The 24,705-nt window shown below is 65.5% G+C and carries 22 protein-coding genes; 8 read left to right on the top strand and 14 right to left on the bottom strand.

Annotated elements, in window-relative coordinates; genetic code table 11:
- Nucleotides 1-253: 253 nt before the first annotated feature.
- The 4 genes from AC1DQK_RS11650 (at nucleotide 254) to AC1DQK_RS11665 (ending at nucleotide 7,584) form a co-directional block, all read left to right on the top strand.
- Nucleotides 254-1,144 carry a glycine--tRNA ligase subunit alpha gene (locus tag AC1DQK_RS11650; RefSeq protein ID WP_477870585.1) on the top strand — a complete coding sequence of 297 codons (891 nt, stop codon included), beginning with the start codon at nucleotides 254-256 and terminating at the stop codon, nucleotides 1,142-1,144.
- 115 nt (nucleotides 1,145-1,259) lie between these two features.
- Nucleotides 1,260-3,557, top strand: coding sequence for a glycine--tRNA ligase subunit beta (gene glyS, locus AC1DQK_RS11655; protein WP_477870587.1), 2,298 nt, complete (start codon nucleotides 1,260-1,262; stop codon nucleotides 3,555-3,557).
- Nucleotides 3,558-3,613: 56 nt separating this feature from the next.
- Nucleotides 3,614-6,283, top strand: a complete 2,670-nt coding sequence (gene ppdK, locus AC1DQK_RS11660) for a pyruvate, phosphate dikinase (protein ID WP_477870589.1) — start codon at nucleotides 3,614-3,616, stop codon at nucleotides 6,281-6,283.
- Between the two features lie 128 nt (nucleotides 6,284-6,411).
- Nucleotides 6,412-7,584 carry a DUF418 domain-containing protein gene (locus tag AC1DQK_RS11665; protein ID WP_477870591.1) on the top strand — a complete coding sequence of 391 codons (1,173 nt, stop codon included), beginning with the start codon at nucleotides 6,412-6,414 and terminating at the stop codon, nucleotides 7,582-7,584.
- 48 nt (nucleotides 7,585-7,632) lie between these two features.
- Here the strand turns inward: AC1DQK_RS11665 and AC1DQK_RS11670 are convergent, their stop codons facing one another.
- The 8 genes from AC1DQK_RS11670 to AC1DQK_RS11705 form a co-directional block, all read right to left on the bottom strand.
- Entirely contained in the window at nucleotides 7,633-8,202 is a 570-nt protein-coding gene (locus tag AC1DQK_RS11670; RefSeq protein WP_477870593.1) for a hypothetical protein, read from the bottom strand.
- Between the two features lie 79 nt (nucleotides 8,203-8,281).
- Entirely contained in the window at nucleotides 8,282-9,274 is a 993-nt protein-coding gene (locus tag AC1DQK_RS11675) for a type II secretion system F family protein (protein ID WP_477870595.1), read from the bottom strand.
- A gap of 7 nt (nucleotides 9,275-9,281) precedes the next feature.
- A complete protein-coding gene (locus tag AC1DQK_RS11680; protein WP_477870597.1) occupies nucleotides 9,282-10,256 on the bottom strand; it encodes a type II secretion system F family protein in 975 nt (324 codons plus the stop codon).
- A 22-nt stretch (nucleotides 10,257-10,278) separates the two neighbouring features.
- Nucleotides 10,279-11,550 (bottom strand): CpaE/TadZ family protein, encoded by a 1,272-nt coding sequence (locus tag AC1DQK_RS11685; protein ID WP_477870599.1) that lies wholly within the window; start codon nucleotides 11,548-11,550, stop codon nucleotides 10,279-10,281.
- Nucleotides 11,550-12,182 carry a CpaD family pilus assembly protein gene (locus AC1DQK_RS11690; protein ID WP_477870601.1) on the bottom strand — a complete coding sequence of 211 codons (633 nt, stop codon included), beginning with the start codon at nucleotides 12,180-12,182 and terminating at the stop codon, nucleotides 11,550-11,552. The genes AC1DQK_RS11685 and AC1DQK_RS11690 overlap by 1 nt, the downstream gene beginning before the upstream one ends.
- Nucleotides 12,183-12,195: 13 nt before the next feature.
- Entirely contained in the window at nucleotides 12,196-13,725 is a 1,530-nt protein-coding gene (locus tag AC1DQK_RS11695) for a type II and III secretion system protein family protein (protein WP_477870603.1), read from the bottom strand.
- Nucleotides 13,726-13,727: 2 nt separating this feature from the next.
- The gene (gene cpaB, locus AC1DQK_RS11700) at nucleotides 13,728-14,729 is read right to left on the bottom strand and encodes a Flp pilus assembly protein CpaB (RefSeq protein WP_477870605.1); all 1,002 of its coding nucleotides are present in this window, start codon (nucleotides 14,727-14,729) and stop codon (nucleotides 13,728-13,730) included.
- 69 nt (nucleotides 14,730-14,798) lie between these two features.
- Nucleotides 14,799-15,272, bottom strand: a complete 474-nt coding sequence (locus AC1DQK_RS11705) for an A24 family peptidase (protein ID WP_477870607.1) — start codon at nucleotides 15,270-15,272, stop codon at nucleotides 14,799-14,801.
- A 48-nt stretch (nucleotides 15,273-15,320) separates the two neighbouring features.
- Here AC1DQK_RS11705 and AC1DQK_RS11710 point away from each other — a divergent pair, with 48 nt between their 5' ends.
- Nucleotides 15,321-16,424, top strand: coding sequence for an NAD(P)/FAD-dependent oxidoreductase (locus tag AC1DQK_RS11710; RefSeq protein ID WP_477870609.1), 1,104 nt, complete (start codon nucleotides 15,321-15,323; stop codon nucleotides 16,422-16,424).
- A gap of 17 nt (nucleotides 16,425-16,441) precedes the next feature.
- On the opposite strand, the gene AC1DQK_RS11715 is transcribed toward AC1DQK_RS11710, so the two are convergent.
- From AC1DQK_RS11715 to AC1DQK_RS11740, 6 genes are read right to left on the bottom strand one after another with little or no spacing between them, the layout of a single operon-like run.
- Nucleotides 16,442-16,810, bottom strand: coding sequence for a DsrE family protein (locus AC1DQK_RS11715; protein ID WP_477870611.1), 369 nt, complete (start codon nucleotides 16,808-16,810; stop codon nucleotides 16,442-16,444).
- Complete coding sequence (locus tag AC1DQK_RS11720; RefSeq protein WP_477870613.1) at nucleotides 16,792-17,541, bottom strand: HesA/MoeB/ThiF family protein; 750 nt, start codon at nucleotides 17,539-17,541, stop codon at nucleotides 16,792-16,794. Before AC1DQK_RS11720 ends, AC1DQK_RS11715 begins: the two co-directional genes overlap by 19 nt.
- Before the next feature lie 31 nt (nucleotides 17,542-17,572).
- Nucleotides 17,573-18,022, bottom strand: coding sequence for a dUTP diphosphatase (gene dut / locus AC1DQK_RS11725; protein ID WP_477870615.1), 450 nt, complete (start codon nucleotides 18,020-18,022; stop codon nucleotides 17,573-17,575).
- Nucleotides 18,009-19,226 carry a bifunctional phosphopantothenoylcysteine decarboxylase/phosphopantothenate--cysteine ligase CoaBC gene (coaBC, locus tag AC1DQK_RS11730; RefSeq protein ID WP_477870617.1) on the bottom strand — a complete coding sequence of 406 codons (1,218 nt, stop codon included), beginning with the start codon at nucleotides 19,224-19,226 and terminating at the stop codon, nucleotides 18,009-18,011. Before coaBC ends, dut begins: the two co-directional genes overlap by 14 nt.
- 5 nt (nucleotides 19,227-19,231) lie before the next feature.
- Nucleotides 19,232-20,764 carry a 2-polyprenylphenol 6-hydroxylase gene (gene ubiB, locus AC1DQK_RS11735; RefSeq protein ID WP_477870619.1) on the bottom strand — a complete coding sequence of 511 codons (1,533 nt, stop codon included), beginning with the start codon at nucleotides 20,762-20,764 and terminating at the stop codon, nucleotides 19,232-19,234.
- A complete protein-coding gene (locus AC1DQK_RS11740; protein ID WP_477870621.1) occupies nucleotides 20,761-21,492 on the bottom strand; it encodes a class I SAM-dependent methyltransferase in 732 nt (243 codons plus the stop codon). The genes ubiB and AC1DQK_RS11740 overlap by 4 nt, the downstream gene beginning before the upstream one ends.
- 146 nt (nucleotides 21,493-21,638) lie before the next feature.
- Between AC1DQK_RS11740 and mutM the strand changes: the two genes are divergently transcribed.
- From mutM to dnaA, 3 genes are all read left to right on the top strand, one after another.
- Nucleotides 21,639-22,451 carry a bifunctional DNA-formamidopyrimidine glycosylase/DNA-(apurinic or apyrimidinic site) lyase gene (mutM, locus tag AC1DQK_RS11745; protein ID WP_477870623.1) on the top strand — a complete coding sequence of 271 codons (813 nt, stop codon included), beginning with the start codon at nucleotides 21,639-21,641 and terminating at the stop codon, nucleotides 22,449-22,451.
- A gap of 115 nt (nucleotides 22,452-22,566) precedes the next feature.
- Nucleotides 22,567-22,830, top strand: coding sequence for a 30S ribosomal protein S20 (rpsT, locus tag AC1DQK_RS11750; protein ID WP_477870625.1), 264 nt, complete (start codon nucleotides 22,567-22,569; stop codon nucleotides 22,828-22,830).
- A 441-nt stretch (nucleotides 22,831-23,271) separates the two neighbouring features.
- On the top strand, nucleotides 23,272-24,684 hold the full coding sequence (gene dnaA, locus AC1DQK_RS11755; RefSeq protein ID WP_477870860.1) for a chromosomal replication initiator protein DnaA: 1,413 nt from the start codon (nucleotides 23,272-23,274) through the stop codon (nucleotides 24,682-24,684).
- The last annotated feature ends 21 nt before the right edge of the window (nucleotides 24,685-24,705 follow it).

Consider the following 24,705-nt stretch of genomic DNA (forward strand, 5'->3'; position numbering starts at 1 on the left):
GACCAGCGCACCCAGAAAGGGCGTCAGCCAGCGCCCGAGATCCCCAGTCCAATCCGCGTCCAGGGCCGGCCCTCCTGAAATGCCAGCCACCTATGAATCACCCAAATCCGCCGAAGGAATCCCCTTTCTCAGCAATTGCCAAGATAGTGGTAGTGGGTGTTTCACCGGTAATGAGGCCGGGCTCTTTCTTGACCCGCCGTCGCCCCTGCCGCAAAGGGCACGCAACATCGATACCGCCCCAGAAGGACCTGCCTTGGCGACCAAGCCGCTCTCGTTCCAGCGCCTGATCCTGACCCTCCATGATTATTGGAGCGATCAGGGCTGCGTCATCCTCCAGCCCTATGACATGGAGATGGGCGCCGGCACCTTCCATCCTGCCACCACGCTGCGTGCGCTCGGTCCCCAGCCGTGGAAGGCGGCCTATGTCCAGCCTTCGCGGCGGCCGACCGACGGGCGCTATGGCGAGAACCCGAACCGGCTGGGCCATTATTATCAATATCAGGTGATCCTGAAGCCATCGCCCGCCAATCTGCAGGAGCTGTATCTCGGCAGCCTCGAGCGGATCGGTATCGACCCGCTGGCGCATGATATCCGCTTCGTCGAGGATGACTGGGAGAGCCCGACGCTGGGCGCGTGGGGCCTCGGCTGGGAAGTGTGGTGCGACGGCATGGAGGTGACCCAGTTCACCTATTTCCAGCAGGTCGGCGGGTTCGACTGCAAGCCGGTCGCGGGCGAGCTGACCTACGGGCTTGAACGGCTCGCGATGTATATTCAGGGCGTCGACCGGGTCTATGACCTTGCCTTCAACGATGAGGGCGTCAGCTATGGCGATGTCTTCCTCGAAAATGAGCGCCAGTTCAGCGCCTATAATTTCGAGGCGGCGAACACCGAGCTGTTGTTCAAGCAGTTCACCCAGGCGGCCGACGAATGCCGGGCGCTGCTCGATCGCCAAGTCGACGGTGAGAGCCGGCCGTTGCCGCTGCCCGCCTATGACCAGGCGATCAAGGCGAGCCATATCTTCAATACATTGCAGGCGCGGGGCGTGATCTCGGTCGCCGAACGCCAGGCCTATATCGGCCGGGTCCGCGAGCTGGCGAAGGGTGCCTGCGCCGCGTGGATGCAGCATAATGGGTGGGAGGCGTGACGATGGCCCAAGACCTCGTCATCCCAGTGAAAGCTGGGATCTCCCTTTCCTCCGTCACCGTCACAGGCAGTGAGATCCCAGCTTCCACTGGGATGACGGATCGGGAGGGAATCCGATGAGCGATTTCCTGCTCGAACTTCTCTCCGAGGAAATCCCCGCTCGGATGCAGGAGAAGGCCTCTGCCGATCTCGCGCGTCTGTTTGGTGAGGAACTTGCCAAGGCCGGACTCAAGCCGGAGAAGCTGACCAGCTATGTCACGCCGCGCCGCCTCGCGCTGATTGCGCGGGGCTTGCCGGTGGAGACCGCCGCGGTCGCGGAGGAGATCAAGGGTCCGAAGGCATCGGCGCCGCCGCAGGCGCTCGAAGGCTTCCTGCGCAAGACTGGCCTCGCCCGCGAGCAGCTCGTCGAGCGCGACGGCATCCTGTTCGCGATCATCGATAAGCCCGGCCGTGCCACCGCCGATGTGCTGGCCGAAGCAGTCCCGGCGATCATCCGCGGTTTCCCCTGGCCGAAGTCGATGCGTTGGGGCGCCGCCTCGCAATCCACCACCGCGCTGCGCTGGGTGCGTCCGCTGCAGGGGATCGTCGCGCTGCTCGGCGACGATGTCGTGCCGATCGAGGTGGACGGGATCGTCAGCGGCGCCGCCACGGTCGGCCATCGCTTCCACCATCCCGGCGCGATCACGATCGGCAATGCCGACGATTATGCCGCCAAGCTGCGCGCCTGCCATGTCATCGTCGATCCGGCCGAGCGCCGCGACATCATCCGCGCGCGCGCCGCCGAACTGGCCGCCGAGGCCGGGCTGACGGTGGTCCCAGACGAAGGGCTGGTCGCCGAAAATGCCGGGCTCACCGAATGGCCGGTGCCGCTGCTCGGCCATTTCGATCCGAGCTTCCTGGAGGTACCGCGCGAGGTGATCCAGCTGACGCTGCGCACCAACCAGAAATATTTCGTGCTCAACGATGCGACGGGCAAGCTCGCCCCGGCGTTCATCTGCACCGCCAATATCACCGCCCGGGACGGCGGCGTCGGTATTATCGCCGGCAATGGCAAGGTGCTGGCGGCGCGGCTGTCCGACGCGAAATTCTTCTGGGAGCAGGATCTCAAGATTCCTCTCGCCGAGCAGGCGAACAAGCTCGACCAGATCGTATTTCATGAGAAGCTCGGGACGGTGGCCGACAAGGTCGATCGCGTGGCGAGGCTGGCGCGGTGGCTGATCGAATCCGATATCGTCACCCCGGCGAAGGCCGGGGTCTCGGGCGGCGAGGACGGTGCTTCATCTCCCGAGATGCCGGCCTCCGCCGGCATGACGCGCGAGGCGCTGGCTGACATGGCCGAACAGGCCGCGCGGTTGGCCAAGGCGGATCTCGTTACCGGCATGGTCGGCGAGTTCCCCGAGCTGCAGGGCGTGATCGGCGGCTATTATGCGCGGGCTGAGGGGCTGCCAGACGCTGTCGCCGATGCTATCCGCGACCATTACAAGCCGGTCGGGCAGGGGGATGAGGTGCCCACCGCGCCGGTGACCGTGGCGGTAAGTCTGGCGGATAAACTGGATAGTCTAGGTTGCTTCTTCGCTATAAATGAGCGGCCGACCGGCTCCAAAGACCCATTTGCGCTCCGCCGTGCAATATTGGGATTGCTGCAGCTCATTGAGCTCAATGAGCTGCGCGGTTCTCAGATCAAGATGTTCCAGGTAGCCGCGTCGATGGCATCCAACATATCGACCGTACATAGTTACATGGAGGGCATGGCGGCCACAGCTATAGCTCAGAACAATTTGGACATTGGCGGTTTGTCACCACGTGAATGGCAAATCTGCCGAGTGGCCGAAGAGCTTTTCGCCTTTGAGATCGACCGCCTCAAGGTCCAGCAGCGCGAGGCCGGGGTCCGCCACGACCTGATCGACGCGGTGTTCGCGCTCGGCGGTGAGGACGATCTCGTCCGCCTGCTCGCGCGGGTGAAGGCGTTGCAGGCGTTCGTCGAGACCGAGGATGGGGCGAACCTGCTCGCCGGCTACAAGCGCGCCGCCAATATCCTGAAGAAGGAAGCGCCCACCTCTTCCGTCACCCCGGCGGAGGCCGGGGTCTCGGGACGCGAGGGCGCTGCGCCTTCTCCCGAGATGCCGGCCTCTGCCGGCATGACGCCGTGGGGCTATGATCCCGAACCTGCCGAAGCCGCGCTCAAAGCGGCGCTCGACACCGCCGAAAGCAGTGCGACCTCCGCCATCGCGGCAGAAGATTTCGCCGGCGCCATGTCCGCGCTCGCCTCTCTGCGCGGGCCGATCGATGCCTTTTTCGACAAGGTCACGGTCAACGATGCCGACCCGGTGAAACGAACGACCCGCCTCGCGCTGCTTGAAAAAATCCGTGCTGCGGTGCACAACGTCGCTGACTTCTCGAAAATAGAAGGCTGATTCGATTGCCGCGCCCCCGATAAGGGGCGGGTCGTGATAGGGAAGAGTGACGGCTTATGAAGACGCAGTTTGTGTATCGTTTCGGGGGTGGCGTCTCCGATGGGGGCAAAGGCGACAAGAATCTTCTGGGCGGCAAGGGCGCCAATCTGGCGGAAATGGCCGCGATCGGCCTGCCGGTTCCGCCCGGCTTCACCATCTCGACCGAGATGTGCCAGACCTATTATGACGAAGGGCAGATCTTCCCCGAAAGCCTGAAGGCCGAGGTGGCGATGGGGATCGCGCATATCGAGGCGATCACCAACAAGAAGTTCGGCGTCGCCGCCGATCCGCTGCTCGTCTCGGTCCGCTCGGGCGCGCGCGCCTCGATGCCCGGCATGATGGACACGGTCCTCAACCTTGGCCTCAACGACGAGACCGTCGTCGGCCTTGCCGCGAATTCGGGCGATGCCCGCTTCGCCTGGGACAGCTATCGCCGCTTCATCCAGATGTATTCGGATGTCGTCCTGGAGTTGGATCACAGCGCCTTCGAGGAAGCGCTCGAGATCGCCAAGGAGGACAAGGGCTATCATCTCGACACCGAGATGCGGGCTGAGGACTGGCAGGCGCTGGTCAAGCGCTACCAGGAACTCGTCGTCGAGCTGTGGGACAAGCCGTTCCCGCAGGACGTCCACGAGCAACTGTGGGGCGCGATCGGCGCGGTGTTCGGTTCGTGGCAGTCGGAGCGGGCCAAGGTCTATCGCCGGCTCAACGATATCCCCGCCGAATGGGGCACCGCGGTCAACGTCCAGGCGATGGTGTTCGGCAATATGGGCGATACCTCGGCCACCGGGGTCGCCTTCACCCGCGATCCGGCCAAGGGCGACCGCGCTTATTATGGCGAGTTCCTGATCAACGCGCAGGGCGAGGATGTCGTCGCCGGCATCCGCACGCCGCAATATCTGACGAAGGAAGCGCGCGAGCAGGCGGGCGCCAAGCCCGCCTCGATGGAAGAAGCGCTGCCCGAGGTCTATGGCCAGCTCGCCAAGGTGTTCGACCTGCTCGAGACGCATTATCGCGACATGCAGGACATCGAGTTCACGGTGCAGCAGGGCAAGCTGTGGATGCTGCAGACCCGCGCCGGCAAGCGCACCGCCAAGGCGGCGCTGAAGATCGCCGTTGACATGGCCAATGAGGGGCTGATCACCCAGGAGGAGGCGGTGGCCCGCGTCGATCCTGCGGCGCTCGACCAGCTGCTCCATCCGACGCTTGATCCCAAGGCGCATCGCGACGTGATCGCCAAGGGCCTCCCCGCCTCGCCGGGTGCTGCATCCGGCATGGTGGTGTTCGACGCGGAAACCGCGGCAGAGCGCGCCGAGCTGGGCGACCACGTCATCCTGGTTCGTACCGAAACCTCGCCGGAAGACATTCACGGCATGCACGCGGCGCGCGGCATTCTGACGGCCCGCGGCGGGATGACCAGCCACGCGGCGGTGGTCGCGCGCGGCATGGGCCGTCCCTGCGTCTCGGGCGTCGGCAATCTCGCCATCGACGCCAAGGCGAAGATATTCCGCGTCGCAGGCCGCGAAGTCCGTGAGGGCGACATCATCACCATCGACGGCGCGACCGGAGAAGTGATGATCGGCGCGGTTCCCACCGTGCAGCCCGAGCTGGCCGGCGATTTCGGCACCCTGATGGAATGGGCCGACAAGGTCCGCCGCCTGAAGGTTCGCGCCAATGCCGAGACTCCGCTGGATTGCAAGACGGCGCGTATCTTCGGTGCCGAGGGGGTCGGGCTGTGCCGTACCGAGCACATGTTCTTCGATGCGGGGCGGATCACCGCCGTCCGCCAGATGATCCTTGCCGAGGACGAGAAGGGCCGGCGCGTCGCGCTGGACAAGCTGCTGCCCGAACAGCGTGCCGACTTCACCGAGATCTTCGAGATCATGGCCGGCCTGCCGGTGACGATCCGCCTGCTCGATCCGCCGTTGCATGAGTTCCTGCCCCATGAGGAGGAGGAGTTCGCCGAAGTCGCGTTGGCGACCGGCATTGGCGTCGAGGCGCTCCGCCGCCGCGCGGCCGAGTTGCACGAGTTCAACCCGATGCTGGGCCATCGCGGCTGCCGGCTCGGCGTCACCTATCCCGAAATCTACGAGATGCAGGCGCGCGCGATCTTCGAGGCCGCCTGCGATGTTGCCGAGAAGAGCGGCAAGGCACCGATCCCCGAGGTGATGGTCCCGCTGGTCGGCACGCGCCGCGAGCTCGAGCTGATGAAGGTGGTGATCGACAAGGCTGCCAAGGCGGTGTTCGCCGAGAAGGGCCGCACCCTCGAATATCTGGTCGGTACGATGATCGAACTGCCGCGCGCTGCGCTCAAGGCGGGCGAGATCGCCGAGGTCGGAGAGTTCTTCTCCTTCGGCACCAACGACCTGACCCAGACTACGCTGGGCGTCAGCCGCGATGATGCCGGCCGCTTCCTGACCACCTATGTCGACAAGGGCATCTACGCGAAGGACCCGTTCGTCAGCCTCGACATCGAAGGCGTCGGCGAGCTGATCGAGCTGGCGGCCGAGCGTGGCCGCAAGACGCGGCCAGGGATCAAGCTGGGCATCTGCGGCGAGCATGGCGGCGATCCGGCCTCGATCGCCTTCTGCGAGACGACCGGCCTCGATTATGTCTCGGCTTCGCCCTACCGCGTGCCAATCGCCCGGCTGGCGGCGGCGCAGGCGGCGCTGAAGGCGAGGGGCTGAGGCTGGATCGCTGACATATTCCGTCATTCGGGCGGGCGCCAGGGTCTCATGAGGCTGAGGCGCATCCTTGCCTCCCGAGATCATGGCCTCCGCCGGGATGACGAAGAAGTCAGCGGGGCCCGCGCGCCATGACTGCCGCGCATCCGGTCGATCCGGCCGCGCGCATCGGCTCGATCGACGCGCTGCGCGGTATCGCCTTGTGCGGGATATTGCTGGTCAACATCTTCGACATGGGCGGCCCGATCGCGATGGACCGGCCGCTCACCGTGCCGACCCTCGGCGATCCCGACTGGCAGGTGTGGGCGATCGCCCAGCTGTTCATCACCGGCACGATGCGCGGGCTGTTCTCCATGCTGTTCGGCGTCGGGCTGCTGATCTTCGTCGGCGATGATCCGAGCGCCGATCGCTCGCGCCTCTATCTGCGCCGGCTCGTGCTGCTGCTGCTGTTCGGGATCGTCGACAGCACGCTTTTGCTTTGGCCGGGCGACATCCTGGTCGTCTATGCGCTCGCCGGTACCGTCGTGTTGATCCTGCACCGGCTCAAGCCCGCACAGCTGTTCGCGGCTGCCGGGGTCATCCTGATGCTGATTTCAGCATGGGCGGCCCATGAGGCGCGTGGGATATCGCCGCTTGCAACGATCTACTCTCCAGCAATGCTGGATCGTGAAGCTGCGGCGCGGCTTGGCGGTTATTGGCAGGCATTCGACTATATGAGCTATGTCAGCTGGAACTGGACGATGAACGCGCTGACCTATCGCTGGGTGGGCGACGCAGCCGCCTTCATGCTGATCGGCATGGGTCTGTACCGCGAGCGGCTGTTCGAGCCCGGAACTGATCGCCGCCTGCCGATCCGGATGGTCGCGTTCGGCTATGGCACGGGCCTGGCCTTGCGGCTGACCCACATCGTCCTGATCTGGAGCCATGACGGTGGACCGACCCTGCTCAGCGCGCTGATCGACCAGCCGGGCCGGCTGGCCATGACGCTCGGTCATGTCGGCCTGTTCCTGCTGCTCTGGCGCAGGGGTATCGCGCCCCGCATCATGACCTGTTTCGCCGACATGGGGCGGATGGCACTCACCCTCTATCTCGGCCAGAGCCTGATCGCCGCGTTCGTCTTCTCCGGCTTCGGCCTCGGGCTGTGGAATAGTTTGTCCTGGCCGCAGCTGTGGCTCGTCGCGCTAGCCATTCTGCTGGTTGAAGCATCGTTCGCGACGCTCTGGTTCAAGCTGCTGCGCTACGGGCCAGTCGAGTGGATCTGGCGCTGGGGCACCTATCGGCAGAGGCCCGCGCTGCTCAGGTGACGCGCATCGGCAGTGGCCGGCCGACGGAGAGGCCGTTCGGCGTCCCGGCTAGGCGAACATCCTGGCATGCTCGTCGAACTTGCCTTTGCGGAGCATCTCGGCCTGATCCCGCCAGCGCTCTTCGGCGATGGTGCCCGGCGCGAGGCCCATTTTCGCTTCGAGTGCGGCCTCGTCGGACAGCGACAGCGTGACGATATCGGCATAGCGGTGGATGCCGAATTCGTTGAGCTTGGCCTCTCCGCTGCGCCCGACGCCGAAGATCCGCGAAAGATCGTCGCGCGGGCCGGCGGCGGCGCTGCCGTCGCCGGCCATACCCTGATTAACCGGCTGGCGACGTTTCTCGAGTTCGACGATGCGCTGGTTGCTGGCGGTCGCGCGCGCGATATGGTCGTCGCGCTCCCGCTCGAGCGCTGCCCGCCGGTCGCGTTCGCCTTCCAGCGCCGTCAGCCGCGCGCGGAGCCTATCGACCTCCGCATCCGCAGCGATGCGTTCCACACGCTCCTGCTCGAACGCTCTCCGCCATTTGCGTCGGCCTGCCGTCGTCAGCAGCCCCAGGAACCAGCCGAGGATCAGGACGAGGCCAAGGATGACCCATTGGTTAGTGGTAAAAGCCGGCATGAAAGCCTCCCAATCTGATGCGAGGCTAAACCGTTCCGGAGGAAGGACGTTCCGGCCATTGCTTTGCAATGGCCGCCGCTCAATGCATCACATTGTCCTTGATCGAGCAGGCTGCGGGGCCGAGGATCACGATGAACAGCACCGGAAGGATGAACAGGATCAGCGGCACCGTCATGATCGCCGGCAGCCGCGCGGCCTTTTCCTCGGCGCGCATCATGCGTTGGTGGCGAAATTCGGCGGAAAGCACGCGGAGCGCCGCAGCCAGTGGCGTTCCGTATTTCTCGGTCTGGATCAACGTCGTGACGACGCCGCGGATGGAGTCGAGATTGACCCGCTGGGCGAGATTCTCGAAGGCTTGGCGGCGGTCGGTCAGGAAGCCGAGTTCGATGGCGGTCAACGCGAACTCGTCGCCGAGTTCCGGATAGGCCTTGGCCAGCTCGCGTGCGACCCGGTTGAAGGCGAGATCGACCGACAGGCCGGCCTCGGCGCAGATCACCAGCAGATCTAGCGCGTCGGGCAGGGCCTTGCGGATCGCGTGCTGGCGCTTGGTGACCAGATTCTTCACATAGATGTCGGGCGCCTTGTAGCTGGCGAGCAGCGTGCCAGCGACGATCATGTATTTCTTGAACGCGCTGGCGTCGGGGAACCAGTGGAGCAGGTAGACGCCGATCGCGGCGGTGCCGCCGACCAGGATCGGCGCAACCAGGCGGAAGAAGATCACCGTGATCGCGGCGTCCTTGGTGCGGATGCCGGCGCGGGACAGATTGAGCGACGCCGTCTTGAGCTGCGAATCCTGCAGCATCTTCATGCTGCCGAGGATCGACTTCATCCGATTGATGGAGAGGCTGGTCTTCTTCTCCATGTTGGCGCGGCGGCGCGTCTTGGAGGCGGCAACGCCGGCCTTGAGCTGCTCGCGCCGATCGTTGAGTGCGCGCACCCGGCGCGACATGGGATCGCGTGCGACCGACTTCACCAGCCCGTGGCCGACGATCAGAATGATGATCGCGGTGGTCAGCGCGATTCCAATCGAGATCAGCGTGCTGAAGAAATGCGGGGTGACTGCGTGGTCCATCGCCGCCTCAGATCTCGAAATTGATCATCTGGCGCATGATGTACGCACCGATCGACATCCACACCATGCCGCCCATTCCGGCGATGATCAGCCGCTGGTCATGGAAGAAGGCGCCCATATAGTTGGGACTGATGACGCTGATCAGGCCGAAGACCATGAACGGCAGTACCCCGATGATGTAGGCGGATGCCTTGGATTCCGACGACATAGCGGCGATCTTGAGCTTCATCTGCATACGCTTGCGCAGCACTTCGGACAGGTTCGACAGCGTCTCGGCAAGATTGCCGCCGGTCTCGCGCTGGATGGCAAGGGTGATCACGAAGAACTGGAACTCCGACGTACCCATCCGGTCGGCGGTCTCCTGCAGCGCCGCCTCGAGCGTGCGGCCGATCTTTATGCGATCACAGACCGCCTGGAATTCGCTGCCCACCGGTCCGTCGATCTCGGTCGCGACGGCACCCATCGTCTCCGCGATCGGCAGGCCGGCGCGCAGGCCGCGCACGAGCAGTTCGATCGCGTCGGGGAAGCGGGCGACGAACTGGGCGAGGCGGCGCTTGCCGAGCATGTTAAGCCAGAATTTGGGCAAAGCCAGCCCTGCGCCGGTCCCTGCGATCAACGCCATCCACACCGGCAGGCCGGCGATGCCGAGCCCGAGGAACGGGATCAGGCCGGTTACCGCGCTGCCGATGAAATATTGCTTCACCGTCCACTTCTTGCCGGCAGCCTGGATCTTGCGTTGGATGTCGAGCGGATCGGGCAGGAAGCGGTCGAGAAGGGTATTTTCCTTGCGCGCCATCGCTGCGCGGCTGGCCAGCAATTTGCGGACCTGCTCGTTGACCACAGGCTCACCGCTGACGTTATAGCGACCCCGCACGCCCGATAGCCGCCGAACCAGCGCACGCTGCGCCGGCGGCCGGGCGACCACGAAGAAGAACATGGTCATGACCACCGCCATGACCATCATGAACAGCGCCGTGATCATGGGATCGCGATCACCCGCCCGATCATTTCTTGGCGATCTTGGACTTGGGCTTGAAGATGGCGGCCAGCTCGTCGAGCAATGACGGTTTCGCCTTCTTACCGTCGGCGGTGAAATCGTCGTTCAACAGCTCCAGCAGCTTTTGCGAGATCTTTGCCAGCCCCTGGCCGATCTTGGCGGTCTTGGCCGCTTCGGCGAGCGGCTTGCCCAGCTTGGCGGCGTTCACCGCCTGTTTGTGGTCGAACGGCAGCACGAAATCGATCTCGCGCTCGATCGAATTCTCGAAGTCCTTGCGGCTGATCTCGGTCAGGCTCGGGTGGACGCGATTGGCGACCACCAGAACGCCGGCCTGCGGAGCGTTGTTCTTCAGCCATGCGAGGATGCGGATCGTGTCGCGTGTCGCGGCGAGGGTGAGGTCCACCACCAGCACCACCGACTGCACATCGTGGAACAGGTGGGGGTGCTGCACCATCATGCCGCGCGGAACGTCGACGACGGTGCATTCGAATGCGCCCTTCATCTCCTCCTGCAGCTGGAAATAGGCTCCGCCGTCGGTGTTGATGGGATTGTTGATCGGGGCCTCGGACGACAGCACCGAAAGCTTGTCATTCGCTTTCACCAAGGCGCGCTCGAGGAACAGCCCGTCGATGCGGGTCGGGTTGTCGATCGCGTCGGTAAGGCCGCGGCCCGGTTCCAGGTCGAGCGATAGCGCGCCGGTCCCGAAATGCACGTCGAGGTCGAGAAGCGCGGTGCCGTGACCGCCATCTTCGCCCATCAGCCAGGCGATCGAGGTCGCGACGGTGGAGGCGCCGACGCCGCCACGAACGCCGATGACCGCGGTCATCAGGTGGATCTTGTCTTCGGCCGCCATGCCGTGACGCGGGCCCATCAGCATCATCTGGGCCTGGGCCAGCGAATCGCGGATCTGATCGGCGGTAAAGGGCTTGAGCAGGTAATCCTGGATGCCGCTGTTGAGCAGCTCGCGGTACAGCCTGACGTCGTTGGTGGAGCCGGCCGCGATCACGATCGTGCCTGGCTCGCAGACCTCCGCAAGCGCGTTGACGTCGCTCAGCGGATCGACCGAGTCGGCGAGATCGACGAACAATATGGTGGGACTCGCCGATACCGACAGCGACTGGATCGCCGCACGCAGGCCGCCCTTGCCGACGGATTCGGGCGCCCAGCCGAGTTCGAAGACGAGCGGCTTGAGCAGTTCCGCGCTGATATCGTCGCAGACATAGGCCGCGAAGGGGTTGCGGGTCTGCTGCTTGGGATGGGCGTTGAAAGGCGCGTTCATCAGTTGTCGCCCTTCACCGATTCGATCTTCAGCCCCTTGGTCGCCGTCGGTTCGGCGTTGCGCCATATCCGGATCGCCTTGGCGGCGGTCTCGGCGGTCGATCCCCGCGCTTCCTGGCCGCGCACCAGATCCTCCGGGTTGGCGACCATCGCCGCCAGCGTGGAGTTCATTGCGCAGCCATAGTTTGACGAGGCGGCGGCGGTGAAGTTGGGCTGCGACGGCTGGCTGTAATCGGGGCAGTTCGGAACGCTGGCCGTCGATCGGCTGACGATGATGCGGACATTGCCGGGCACGATCGCGCCCTCCGTCGCCGGCGCGCCGTCGCTGACGAACAGGCCGTAGCGACCGGCGATGGCGGCGATGTCGCTGTTCGACGCCGCTGTGCCGACGCTCGTGTCGATGCTGATGCGATCCCCATAGCCAACCCTGATCGCGTCGAACCATTGCGCGATGCGCGAAGCTTCAGCCGGGTCGAGGCCGTTGCCGGGAACATCCATGACATAGTCGCTGCGCTGGACCACCGGCTGGTGGACCGAGTCGACGCCACGATTGAAGCGGTCCGCATGGACCGCCCCGCCGGGCAGGGCTGCGGCGATGATTGCGAGTGGGAGAGAAGCGATCCGGAGTCTCATGATCAACCTCTCATCAATTCAGCGAGAAGCCGGCGTCGGGTATCGACGCGGGTTTCGATTGGGACGAGCGATCGGTCTTGGAGGCCCGATCTCCGGGCAGAACCGTCCGGGGCGGCGCAGGGATCGGGATCGGACTCTTCTCGCCTGATTTGCCCATGAAGCTCTGCCCCGCGATGATCCGCTCGCCATCGGTCGCCGCACGGAAGCCGGCAGTCGGCAGCGCGACCTGGTTCTGTGATACCGGGCGAACCAGATAGGGTGTCACGACGATCATGAGTTCGGTCTCGTTGCGCTTGAACCCATTCGAGCGGAATAGCGCGCCGAGCACCGGGAGGTCGCCCAGGAACGGCGCCTTGTCGAGCGAACTATTCTGTCCGTTCGACATCAGGCCGCCGATCATGAAGGATTGGCCCGATCCGAGTTCCACTGTCGTTTCCGCGCGGCGGGTGGAGATGCCGGGGATGGTGTAGCCGTTCAGGCGGACCGAACCCGCGTCCGTCAATTGGGAAACCTCTGGCCGCACCCGCATCGAAATCCTGCCGTCGGCCAGCACGGTCGGTGTGAACGACAGGCTCACGCCATATTGCTTGAACTCCACGGACACGGCGCCGAGGCCCTGCGCGATGGGAATGGGTATTTCGCCGCCCGCCAGGAAGCTTGCGGTCTCGCCCGAGATCGCGGTCAGGTTGGGCTCTGCCAAAGTCGTAACGAGGCCGTCATTCTCGGCCAGGTCAAGCGTTGCGAGCAGGTCCAGACCCAGGAGATGTCCAGCAAGGCCCAGGGTGGTGCCCGTTGTGGCGTTGTTGAACGTATATTGGGATGACCCTAGGAATGTGGTTCCGGTGTTGGGGTCGACAAAGGGCTTTACCGTGCCGGGATTTCCCTGGCCTATGCCGAACAGGAAGCCACCGGTGGTGTCGCGGCTCAGCAGGTTTACGCCTATATTCTTGGCGAACTGCCGGCTGACCTCCGCGATCTTGACGTGGAGGCTGACCTGCAGCGGCACCGCCGACTTCAGCCGGTTGACCACCTGGATATCCTTGCCGACGAACTGCTCGACCAGCTTCTGCGCTTCTTCGACATCGCTCGGAGCGGCGACCGCACCGGTCAGCAGGACGATGCCGTTCATAGTCGTTGCGGTGATCGCTGCCTCGGGCATGGCCAGCTTGAGCATCGTATCGACGCTGGTGATGTTGCTGCCGACCCGGACGATCGACGACCAGATCACCTTGCCGGCCTTGTCGGTGGCGTAGACAGCAGTCTCGCCCGGTCCCTTGCCGAAGATGTAGAGTTGGGTCGACGAGCGCACCTGGACGTCGGCGATCTTGTCGTCCGCCACGAACAGGTCGCTCATCGCGCTGGGCAGGGCAACCATCTGCCCCGAACCGATCGACAGCGTCGTCGTCTCCGCCGGCTTGCCGATCGTCGCGGTTCGGACGCCGCTGCCGCCGCTCGATATGGCGGCTGTTGCCGTCGCGATCGGTGCCAGCGCGACCGCTGCCATCAGGGCGGTGCCGAATGTGTGGTGGATAAGCCTGCGCATCTTCACTTGGCTCCCACGGTGCTGGCGGTGACATTGTTGCCGCGCGCCACGCGAACGACGGGACCGGTCGGTGCGGCCGTGTTGGAAACGGGTGAGCTCGAGGCGCTGCCGCCGGGCTTGGCGGGCACGCTCGAGCGCTGGTAGCGCGATACGTCGGCGCCGACCGTGTAGGTGGTGTCGGTGTCGATCGGGCGCGAGGCTATTTCGAGCAGCATCTGGCGCTCCACCTTGGGATCGGCGTCGGCGGGCAACGTGACCTCGCCGCGGGCGATCCGCTCCTCGAGCTCGGCCTTGTCGTCGGCGATCGAGCGGAGCGACAGCGAAAGCTGGCCGATGGTCTGCGCCACCGCGATCTTCTCTGCGATCTTGGGCGTCGCCTCGAGCGTGACGCTGGAGGTATTGGCGACGACGGTCTTGCCCTGTTCGTCGACGGTCTTGTCGGTGCGCTGGTCGGCGGCGAGCACGCGGATGTTGCGGATGATGGTTTCGGCGGCCTTGAGCGGAGGACCGTCGCCGCCGCCCGGCACTTCCTGGGTGAGCATCAGGTCGACGCGGTCCCCTGGGAAGACGAAACCGGCCACGCCCGACTGTGCCGAAACCGAGATCGTGACGGCGCGCATGCCGGGGCCGAGGGCGGCCGCCAGGAAGCCTCGATCGCCGGGCTTGACCAGCGCGCCCTGGGTGACCGGCGCACCGGCCGTGACCGCATAGCGGACCACCGAGCCGTTCAGCGCGGCAAGGTCGCTCTCGCCCTTGATATAATAGGTCTTGTTGACGAGTTCGGCGGGCCAGCGCTGGTAGCGGAAGCTTTCGGGGCCGATGATCGTGCCGACGGGGAGCGGGCGGACCGCGACCGCGACCTCCGGGCCGCTCGGCTGCGGGGCGGCCATCATCGGCGCAGCTTCTGCCTCGCTCTTGCCTCCGAACATACCGCGCACGACCACGGCGGAAATCCCCGCCATTACCAGCGCCATGATCAACAGAAGCAACTTCCTGGCATCCATCGGTTCAGACCCAATCTTCGCCCAACAGGGGCGTTAAAATATGAGGTCCGATCCGGACCTGTCGTACCGCTATGCCCCGGATATGGTTAACAAGCCGTTCGCGATCACCCACAGCCCGCCGATCGCGATGGCCACGCCATAGGGGATCTCGGGGCGGGGGAGGTTCGGCCGCCAGCGTTGGCGGATGAGCAGGGCCAGGGTGATGACCCCGCCCGCAAGCGCCATGACCGCAAGCATCGCGATCAGCGCATCGAAGGAGAGCCACAGGGCCAGCGCGCCGATCATCTTCACATCGCCACCGCCCATCATCCTCAGCATGAACAGCAGCGCGCACAGCGCGAACAGGCCGAGAGCGACACCGATCCGGATCGCGACATCGGGCCACAGCGCCTCGCCTGCCACCCACCAGAAGGCGATCGCCATCAAGGCGATCGTCGCATTCAGCTCGTTGGAGATTGTGCGCGTCTTGATATCGCTCCACGCCGCCATCAGCAGCAGGACGGCCAGCAGGATACCGAAGATATCGGGAAGTTGAACAGTCATGGTTAAGGAGGCTAGACGCGACGCCTTACCAAAACCTAAACGCCTTGCATGAATATAGCGAACATCCCGGCTGATATCGCGATCATCGGCGCCGGCATGGCAGGCGCGAGCCTGGCCGCAGAGATCGGCGATGCGGCGCGTGTGATCCTGATCGAAGCCGAGCCGCAGCCCGGCTATCACAGCACGGGACGCTCGGCGGCATTCTGGTCCGAAAGCTATGGCGGCCCGGATATTCAGCCGCTGACCACCGCGTCTCATGCCTATCTCGACGACAATGGCTTTCTCCATGATCGCGGCGCCGTCCATCTCGTCGGCCGCACCGGCGAGGCGGCGCTGACCGCGCTGTTGCATGACCATGGCGAGGTTGTCCGGTTCGAGCGGCTCGACGCCAAGGGCGTGGCGGCGCTGATACCTGGCTTGCGCTCCGGCGAAGGGGGCGGGGTGGCCGAACCGAGCTGCCGCGATATCGATGTGGCCGGCCTCCATGCCCATTATCTCGGCCGCGCCAAGCGGGCCGGAGCGGTCCTGCTCGTCGATGCGCGGGTGAGGGCGGTCATCCGCGATGGCGAAGCCTGGCGGATCGAGACCGACGCCGGCGCCGTGGTGGCGCCGCTGGTGGTCAATGCAGCCGGCGCCTGGGCGGGTGAGGTCGCGACACTCGCGGGTGCGGCGCCGATCCCGATAACCCCGCATCGCCGCACCGTGGTTCAGCTGCAGGTCGATCCCCCGGCATCTCCGGCGATGCCGCTGGTGATGGACGTCCAAGGAAAATTCTACTTCAAGCCCGAGGCGGGCGGCCGCATCTGGCTGTCGCCGCATGACGAGACACCGACCGCCGCCTGCGACGCCGCGCCGGAGGAGCTGGACATCGCGATCGCGATCGACCGGCTCGAGCAGGTCGTCGACTGGCGCATCGTGCGGAGAGAGCGCGCCTGGGCGGGATTGCGCAGTTTCGCGCCCGACCGGCTGCCGATCTATGGCTATGACGCGCACGCACCGGGTTTCTTCTGGTTTGCGGGGCAGGGCGGATTCGGCATCCAGACCGCCCCCGCGGCGGCGATGATAGGAGCGGCGCTGCTGCTGAGGCGGCCGCTGCCGCAGCCGGTGCAGCATATCGATCCGGGCCGTTATGCGCCGGGTCGTTTCGCCTAGCCTGGCCTTGTCCGACGCTAGAAGGTGATCAGCCGGTCCTCGCCCAGCGCTGCAAGCATGCCGACAGCGCCCTGCGCCTCGACGCGCGGATCGAGCTGAGCAAGGCTCAACCCCGCGAGCGCCAGGCCGCTCTGGCAGACCGTGATCGCCACCTCCTGGTCGAGCGCTTCGTCCAGTATCTGTCCAAGCGTCGGCAGCCCGGCGGCGGTGCGGGCCGGATCGGCCGCTGCAGTCAGCGGCGGGCGCAGTAGCGCGACGGCGCCTTCGTGCAGATGGACCCGCACCGCATGGCCGCAGGCCGCGCCCGCGGCGGCATAGGTCAACGCGGCATGGAGCCGTTCCGCCTCGGCGGTGGCCACCAGGATCGTCAGGCCGCGCATCGGCATTTCGGGTCCTTGGGGACCATGATGGTGCGGAAGCGGAAGGCGAGCGCATCGACCAGCAACAGCCGCCCGGCCGGATCGTCGCCAAAACCGGTGAGCGCGCGGATTGCCTCCATCGCGCCCAGGCTACCCATCACGCCGGTCAGCGCCCCGAGCACGCCCTGGTCGGCACAACTGACATCGGGCCGTCCCGGCTGGTCGCCGACGAGGCATCGATAGCAGGGCTTGCCGGCCTCCCAGCCGCGCCATACCCCCAGCTGTCCGTCGAACTGGCCGACCGCCGAGGATATCAGCGTGATGCGCAGCCGCGTTGCCGCATCGGATATGGCGAGTCGGGTATCGAAATTATCGCACCCGTCCAGGATCAGGTCGGCCCCGGCGAGCAGCGAATCGGCGGTGCCGGCGTCGATCCGCACCGTCACCGGCTCCACGGCAACATCGGGGTTCATCGCTGCGACGCGCTCGGCGGCGACAGACGCCTTGGGCCGGCCGATATCGGCGGTACCGAACAACGTCTGGCGCTGGAGGTTGGAGAGGTCGACGACATCGTCGTCGATCACACGCAGCTGTCCGACCCCCGCTGCGGCGAGATACTGGATCGCCGGCGATCCGATCCCGCCGGCGCCGATCACCACGACCGTCGCCGCAAGCAGTGCCTGCTGCCCCGTTCCGCCGATCTCCTTCAGGATGATGTGGCGCGCGTAGCGGTCGAGTTGGGGGTCGGTCAGGGACATGACAGCACCTTAGCGCATGAGCGATGAAGGGTCAGCGGCCGGTCGACCCGAAGCCGCCGATACCGCGTACCGTCTCGTCGAGCTCATCGACTTCGGCAAAGGCCGCTCGCTGGACGGCCGCCGGCACGAGCTGAGCGATCCGCTCCCCGCGCTTCACTTCGAACGGCTCGCCGCCGAGATTGGCGAGAATGACCTTCACCTCGCCGCGATAGTCGGCATCGATTGTACCGGGCGTGTTGAGGCAAGTGATGCCGTGCTTGAGCGCGAGGCCGGAGCGTGGGCGGACCTGGACCTCATAGCCTTCGGGAATGGCGATCGCGAACCCGGTCGCCACGGCGTGCCGTGCACCGGGGGCGAGCGTCACATCCTCGGCCGCCACCACGTCCAGGCCGGCGGCATGGGCGGTGGCATAGACCGGCAGCGGCAGGCCCGCGCCATGGTCGAGGCGCTTCAGTCGAATTCCAATTTCAGGCGAACTCATCGGCGATCCTTGCGGCGAGGCGGCGCGCGACATCGGCCTTGGGAAGTGTCTCCCAGCTTTCGACTCCGTCGCGCGTGACGATATGGATGCTGTTGCTGTCGCCGCCCATGACGTCGCCGGACACATCGTTGGCAACGATCCAGTCGGCATCCTTGCGCCGGCGCTTGGCAATGGCGTGATCCACGACCTGCTCGGTTTCCGCGGCAAAGCCGATAAGCAGGCGAGGGCGGCGCTCGCTTGCGGCGAGCCCCGCGAGGATATCGGGATTTTCGGTCAGGGTGAGCGCCGGTGCCGGCCCGGACGCGCCCTTCTTGATCTTCTGACCTGATGCGCTTTCGGCGCGCCAGTCGGCCACCGCCGCGACCATGACGGCGGCGTCGGCGGGCAATGCCGCCTCGACGGCGGCGGCCATCTCCCGTGCCGTTTCGACATCGACGCGATGGACGGCGTGCGGCGTCGGCAGGCTCACGGGGCCGGAAACCAAGGTCACCCGGGCGCCCAGCTCGGCGAGGGCGGCGGCGATCGCATAGCCCTGCTTTCCGGACGAACGATTGGCGATGTAGCGAACCGGATCGATCGGCTCATGGGTCGGGCCGGCTGTCACCAGCACATGCCGGCCAGCGAGCGCGCCGCCCTTGATCCCGGGCGCGGGCCGGGCGCGGCGGTCATCGAGCAGCTTGCGAATGGCGTCCCAGACGAATGGCGGCTCGGGCAAGCGGCCCGGCCCGAACTCGCCGCAGGCCATGGCCCCGTCGTCGGGATCGAGCACCGTCACGCCGTCCCCCCGTAACCGCGCGACGTTGCGCTGGGTCGCGGCATGCAGCCACATCCGCACGTTCATGGCAGGGACGGCCAGCACCGGTTTGTCGGTCGCGAGCAGCAGCGTGGTGGCAAGATCGTCGGCTATGCCCGCCGTCATCTTTGCCATGAGATCGGCGGTGGCGGGGCAGACCACCACCAGATCGGCCTCCCGGCTCAGCTGGATATGGCCCATCTCGGTCTCGTTCTTGAGATCCCACAGGCTGGTATGGACCTCCTGCTCGCTGAGCGCGGCCAATGTCATGGGCGTCACGAAATGCTGCGCGCCCTCGGTGAGCACGCAGCGCACGCTGCCGCCACCCTTGCGGATCAGTCGCACCAGCTCGCACGCCTTATAGGCTGCGATACCGCCGCCGATGATCAGCAGGATACGGGGAGCGATCATGGGCCTCAGTGTAGGAGCAGCGCTGCGCCGACGCCAGCCGCCGCCGCGAGCACCGCCACCACCGCATAACGCCAGCCGGTCGCGATGCGGATCACCTGCACTTCGCGCAGCGGCGGTGGCGGCGGTGCGGCGCCGGGCGCGGGATATTGCGCCTCGATGCGGCGGATCAGTTCGGGCAGGCTGGCAAAGGTGCGCAGGTCACCGGCGATCCGGTCCGCGAGCCAGGCTTCGGGGCCGAGCTCGGAGCGGAGCCATTCCTTCACGAACGGGCCAGCGGTCTCCCACATGTTGAGATCGGGATCGAGCGTCGTCGCGACGCCCTCGACCATCACCATGGTCTTTTGCAGCAGCAGCAGATGCGGCTGGGTCTGCATGTCGAAGTCGCGGGTGATGCCGAACAGGCCGTCGAGCATCTGGCCGATCGATATATCCTTGACGGCAAGCCCGCGGATCGGCTCGCCGACAGCCCGCAACGCAGTGGTGAACTCGCCGACATTATGGTGGGGCGGAACATAGCCGGCTTCGAAGTGAATCTCGGCCACGCGCCGGTAATTGCCGGTGATCAGCCCGTGGAGGATCTCGGCCAGCCAGACCCGCGCGCGCCTGTCGATCCGCCCCATGATGCCGAAGTCGATGGCGGCGATGCGACCATCGGGCAGCGCGAACAAATTGCCCTGGTGAAGATCGGCGTGAAAAAAACCGTCTGCGATAGCCTGGCGCAGAAACGCCTGGACCAGCAGCTTCGCCAGCGCCTTGCCATCATGCCCAGCCTCCAACAGCGCGGCGCGATCGGCGAATTTGACGCCGTCGATCCACTCCATCGTCATCACCCGGCGGGCAGTGCGATTCCAGTCGATCGCCGGGGCGATGAAGCCCGGCACGGCCGCCATATTCTCGGCAAGCTCGGACGCGGACGCCGCTTCGCGCCGCAGGTCCAACTCGCGGGCGGTCCATTGCCGGAAGGTCGCGATCACGAGGCGCGGGCGTAGCCGGGCGATCTCGCCGCCCATCAGTTCGGCATGCGCGGCCGCCCATTCATATGTCTCGAGCGCGCGGGCAAACTCTTCCTCGATCCCCGGTCGCAGGATCTTGACCGCGACGGTACGGCCCTCGGTGGTCACCGCCTGATGGACCTGCGCGATCGAAGCCGCGCCGACCGCGACCTCGTCGAACGAGGAGAACATCGCCTCGATCGGCTTGCCGAGGCTCTGCTCGATCGCAGCGCGGATGGCGGGGAAGGGCGCCGGCGGAAGCGCATCCTGCAGCCGGAACAGCTCGGAGGCTGCCTGTTCGCCGACCAGGTCGGGCCGTGTCGCCAGCGCCTGGCCGAGCTTGATCGCCGCCGGGCCCAGCGCCTCGAAGGCTTCGGCATAAGCGGGCTGCTTCGGAATGCGGGCGCCGAACCGTGCCAGCCGTACCAGACGGCGCACCGGCGCGGGGGTCAGCGGATCGCGCTCGATCCCGCGCAGCGCTCCGTGGCGCGCGAGCGTGCGGCCCCAGCGGAGCAACCGCCAGACATGGGTTACGCTTGTCGTCAAATCTTCCAACCGCTGTGAATGGCGACGAGGCCGCCGAGCATCGGCTCGACCCTGGTCTGCACGAAGCCGGCCGCATCGATCTCCGCGCGGAACGCGTCCATCGTCGGGAAGCGGCGGATCGATTCGACGAGGTAGCGATAGCTCTCCTCGTCGCCGGCGAGCAGCTTGCCCAGCTTCGGAACCAGCCGATGCGAATAGGCGTCATAGGCTTCCTTGAAGCCCGGCCACAGCGTCGTCGAGAATTCGAGGCAGAAGAAGCGCCCGCCGCGCTTCAGCACGCGATGCGCCTCGATCAGCGCCTGTACGCGGTGGGTGACGTTGCGGATGCCGAACGCGATCGTATAGGCGTCGAAGCTACCGTTGGCGAAGCTCAGCGTCTCGGCATTCTGCTCGGACCAGGCGAGCCCTGCGATGCCGCGCTTCTTGGCGCGTTCCTGGCCCACCGCCAGCATCGCGCCGTTGATGTCCGAGACCGTGACCTGCGCGCCGGAGCGGGCCAGACGGAACGCGATGTCGCCAGTGCCGCCTGCCATGTCGAGGATGGCCTCGCCTGCGCGCGGCTTCACCCGACGAACGAAGCGGTCCTTCCACAACCGATGCATCCCGCCCGACATGGCGTCGTTCATCAGGTCGTAACGCTCTGCCACGCTGCGAAAGACTTCGCCGACTTTCGCGGTTTTCTCGTCGGGGGAGACGTCGGTGTAGCCGAAGGAAACGGTGTCGCTCATGGTGGACGCTCTAGCTTCAGCTTGCCCCGGCCGCAAACCATGTCTCGGTATTTTGTCATTCCGCGAAACACTGATCGCGATGTTCAGCCCGTGGCACCGCAAGATCGACGCTTTCACGGCGACGCGCTGTCGTCTAGGTCCGGCTCATGCCCGAGCTTCCAGAGGTTGAAACCACCGTCCGCGGCCTGCGGCCTCCGCTGGAAGGCCACCGCCTCACCCGCGTCGAAACGCGGCGTGCCGATCTCCGGCGGCCATTCCCGGCCGACCTGCGCCAGCGCATGACCGGTGCGACCATCATCGGCTTCGGGCGGCGCGCCAAATATGGATTGCTGGAGACCGATCGCGAAGATGTGATGATCTTCCATCTCGGCATGTCGGGTCGGTGGCGGATCGATCCGTCGGAGATCGGCCGACATGATCATCTGGTTCTCGAAACCGATGAGCGGCGCGTACTGGCGCTCTGCGATCCGCGGCGATTCGGATCGGTCGATCTGGTGCGCAAGCAGGACCTCGCCGACTTCCCGGCATTCAAGGCACTGGGCCCGGAGCCGCTCGGACCGGAACTGACCGGCGCCTATCTGGCCAGGGCGCTCGATGGCCGCGTCGCACCCATCAAGGGGATGCTGCTGGATCAGCGGATCGTGGCGGGTCTCGGCAATATATATGTGTGCGAGGCGCTCCACATGACCGGGATCGCGCCAACGACGCAGGCGGGAAGGATTGCGGCCAAGCGGCTCGACCGCCTCGTCGAGTCGATCCGCGCAGTACTGGCTGCGGCGATCGATGCCGGCGGCTCTACCCTGCGCGACTATGCCCGGCCCGATGGCGAGCTCGGCTATTTCGCGAAGCAATGGCGCGTCTATGGCCGCGAAGGCGAGGGCTGTTCCTGCGGAGCGACGATCGCGCGGCGGGTAGATGGGGGGCGTTCGACCTTCTACTGCCCGAAATGCCAGAGATAGCCACGGCGCATCAGTCGGTGGTTGACCATGTTGGCGCCGCTGTGTATTGGCGCGGCCTCCCGGCGGGAGTGGATTCTCCCGCTGTTTTGTCATTTTAGCTAGGGTTACATCGAGCATGGCGAACACGCCGCAGGCAAAAAAGCGCATCCGTCGCAACGACCGTCGCGCCGAAATCAACGGTGCCCGGGTCAGCCGGATCCGCACCTTCGTCAAGAAGGTCGAGTCCGCGCTCGCTGCCGGCGACAAGACGGCCGCCGCCGCCGCACTCGCCGCCGCCCAGCCCGAACTGTTCCGTGGCGTCTCGAAGGGCGTCGTCCACAAGAACACGGCTGCCCGTAAATTCTCGCGCCTGACGAAGCGGGTGTCCGCGCTCGCCTGAGCGCCGCGCAAGCGTAGATTTCGAAGACAGCAAACCCGCCGGCAGCAACGCCGGCGGGCTTTCGTCATATTTGCGTCATCGAAACGTAACCCTCGGAATAAGCTTGATTCGTTGCCGGGTGTATCCCTAACTATCTGTAAGTATATAATAAAAAATAATTTCCCCAGCAAGTGCCCGGCTTATCGCGTGTCAAGCCATATTGCGGGTTGGTGACAAAATTGATGCTCTTGATCGGTGTCCCGCCTTCTCCATAGAGTGCTCCCGTGGCTGGAGCGCGATTCTGTCGCAACCGGTTTCTAGATGATTTCAATACGGGTGTTCCGGGGGATATGCCTCCGGACTGGGGGAGGGCGTTGCCCTCAAAATCGAAGTATTTCGGGGGAGCAGACCTTGTTTGCTCGGGAGGGAATTGGCGTGCCTCAAGACATTGGCGGGTGGGACATGGACGACGGTTCGCCGACCGGCGGCGGCGTCGATGTCGCGCTGGCGCAGGCTTGGGAGACGATCCGGGCCAACCTCCGGCGCGGCATCGGCGCGCGCACCTTCGATGGCTGGCTGAAGCCGCTGACGCTCGGCGAATGCGATCTTGCGGGCGGCACGCTGAAGCTCGTCGCGCCCAGCGAGTTCATGGCCAATTGGGCTACGACCCATTTCGTCGAGCACCTGCTTCATGGATGGCGCGCGCTTCTGCCACAGATTCGCCAGGTCTCGATTGTCCCGGCATCGGGCGCCGATCGGCCTGCGATGTTTTCGGCGGAGCCCGCGGAAGCGACTCCGGCCGACGCCGTCGTCGTCGATGAGCCGATCGGCGCCGATGCCGGCGTGCGCTGCGGTACCCCGCTGGAAAGCCGCTATACGTTCGAAAGCTTCGTTGTCGGCAAAGCGAACGAGGTCGCCTATAATGCGGCGCGTACCCTGGCCGAGGGAGGCAAGCTCGTCTTCAACCCGCTATTTCTTCATGGCGGAACCGGGCTCGGCAAGACCCACCTGATGCATGCGATCGGCCATGAATATCTGGCTCGTCATCCGGGCGCCAAGGTTGTCTACATGTCGGCCGAGAAGTTCATGTTCGAGTTCGTCTCGGCGATGCGGGCGAAGGACACGTTCAGCTTCAAGCAGCGGCTGCGTGCGGCCGATCTGCTGATGATCGACGATGTGCAGTTCATCGCGGGGAAGGAATCGACCCAGGAGGAATTCTTCCACACGATGAACGAGCTGATCTCGGCGGGCCGCCGCCTTGTGATCAGCGCCGATCGTTCGCCACAGGATCTCGATGGGATCGAAAGCCGTATCCTGTCGCGCCTGTCCTGGGGGCTGGTCGCCGACGTCAACCCGGCCGACTTCGAGCTACGCCTCAACATCCTCACCCGCAAGCTTCAGGGCATGCCGCAGGCCAATGTGCCGCAGGACGTAGTGATGTTTCTCGCGCGCCGGATCAGCGCCAATGTCCGTGAGCTGGAGGGCGCGCTCAACCGGGTGGTCGCCTATGCCGCGCTGTCCGGCAAACCCGTCGATGTCGATTTCACCCAGGCGACGCTGGCCGACATATTGCGTGCGAACCAGCGCCGCGTGACGATCGACGAGATCCAGCGCAAGGTTTCGGATCATTATCGGATTCGCCAGGCGGAGATGTCGAGCGCGCGCCGCGCCCGCGAAGTCGCCCGGCCGCGCCAGGTGGCGATGTATCTCGCCAAGCAGCTTACGCCACGTTCGCTACCCGAAATCGGCCGTCGCTTCGGCGGGCGCGATCACACCACCGTGATTCACGCGGTCAAGCAGATCGAGAAGCTGCGCCAGACCGACGCCGAACTCGATGCCGACGTCAGGCTGCTGATCCGCCAGCTCGAGGGCTGAGCTCCGGCCTCTGCGAGGCTG

This window comes from Rhizorhabdus sp. P4_G5, from assembly GCF_056401065.1.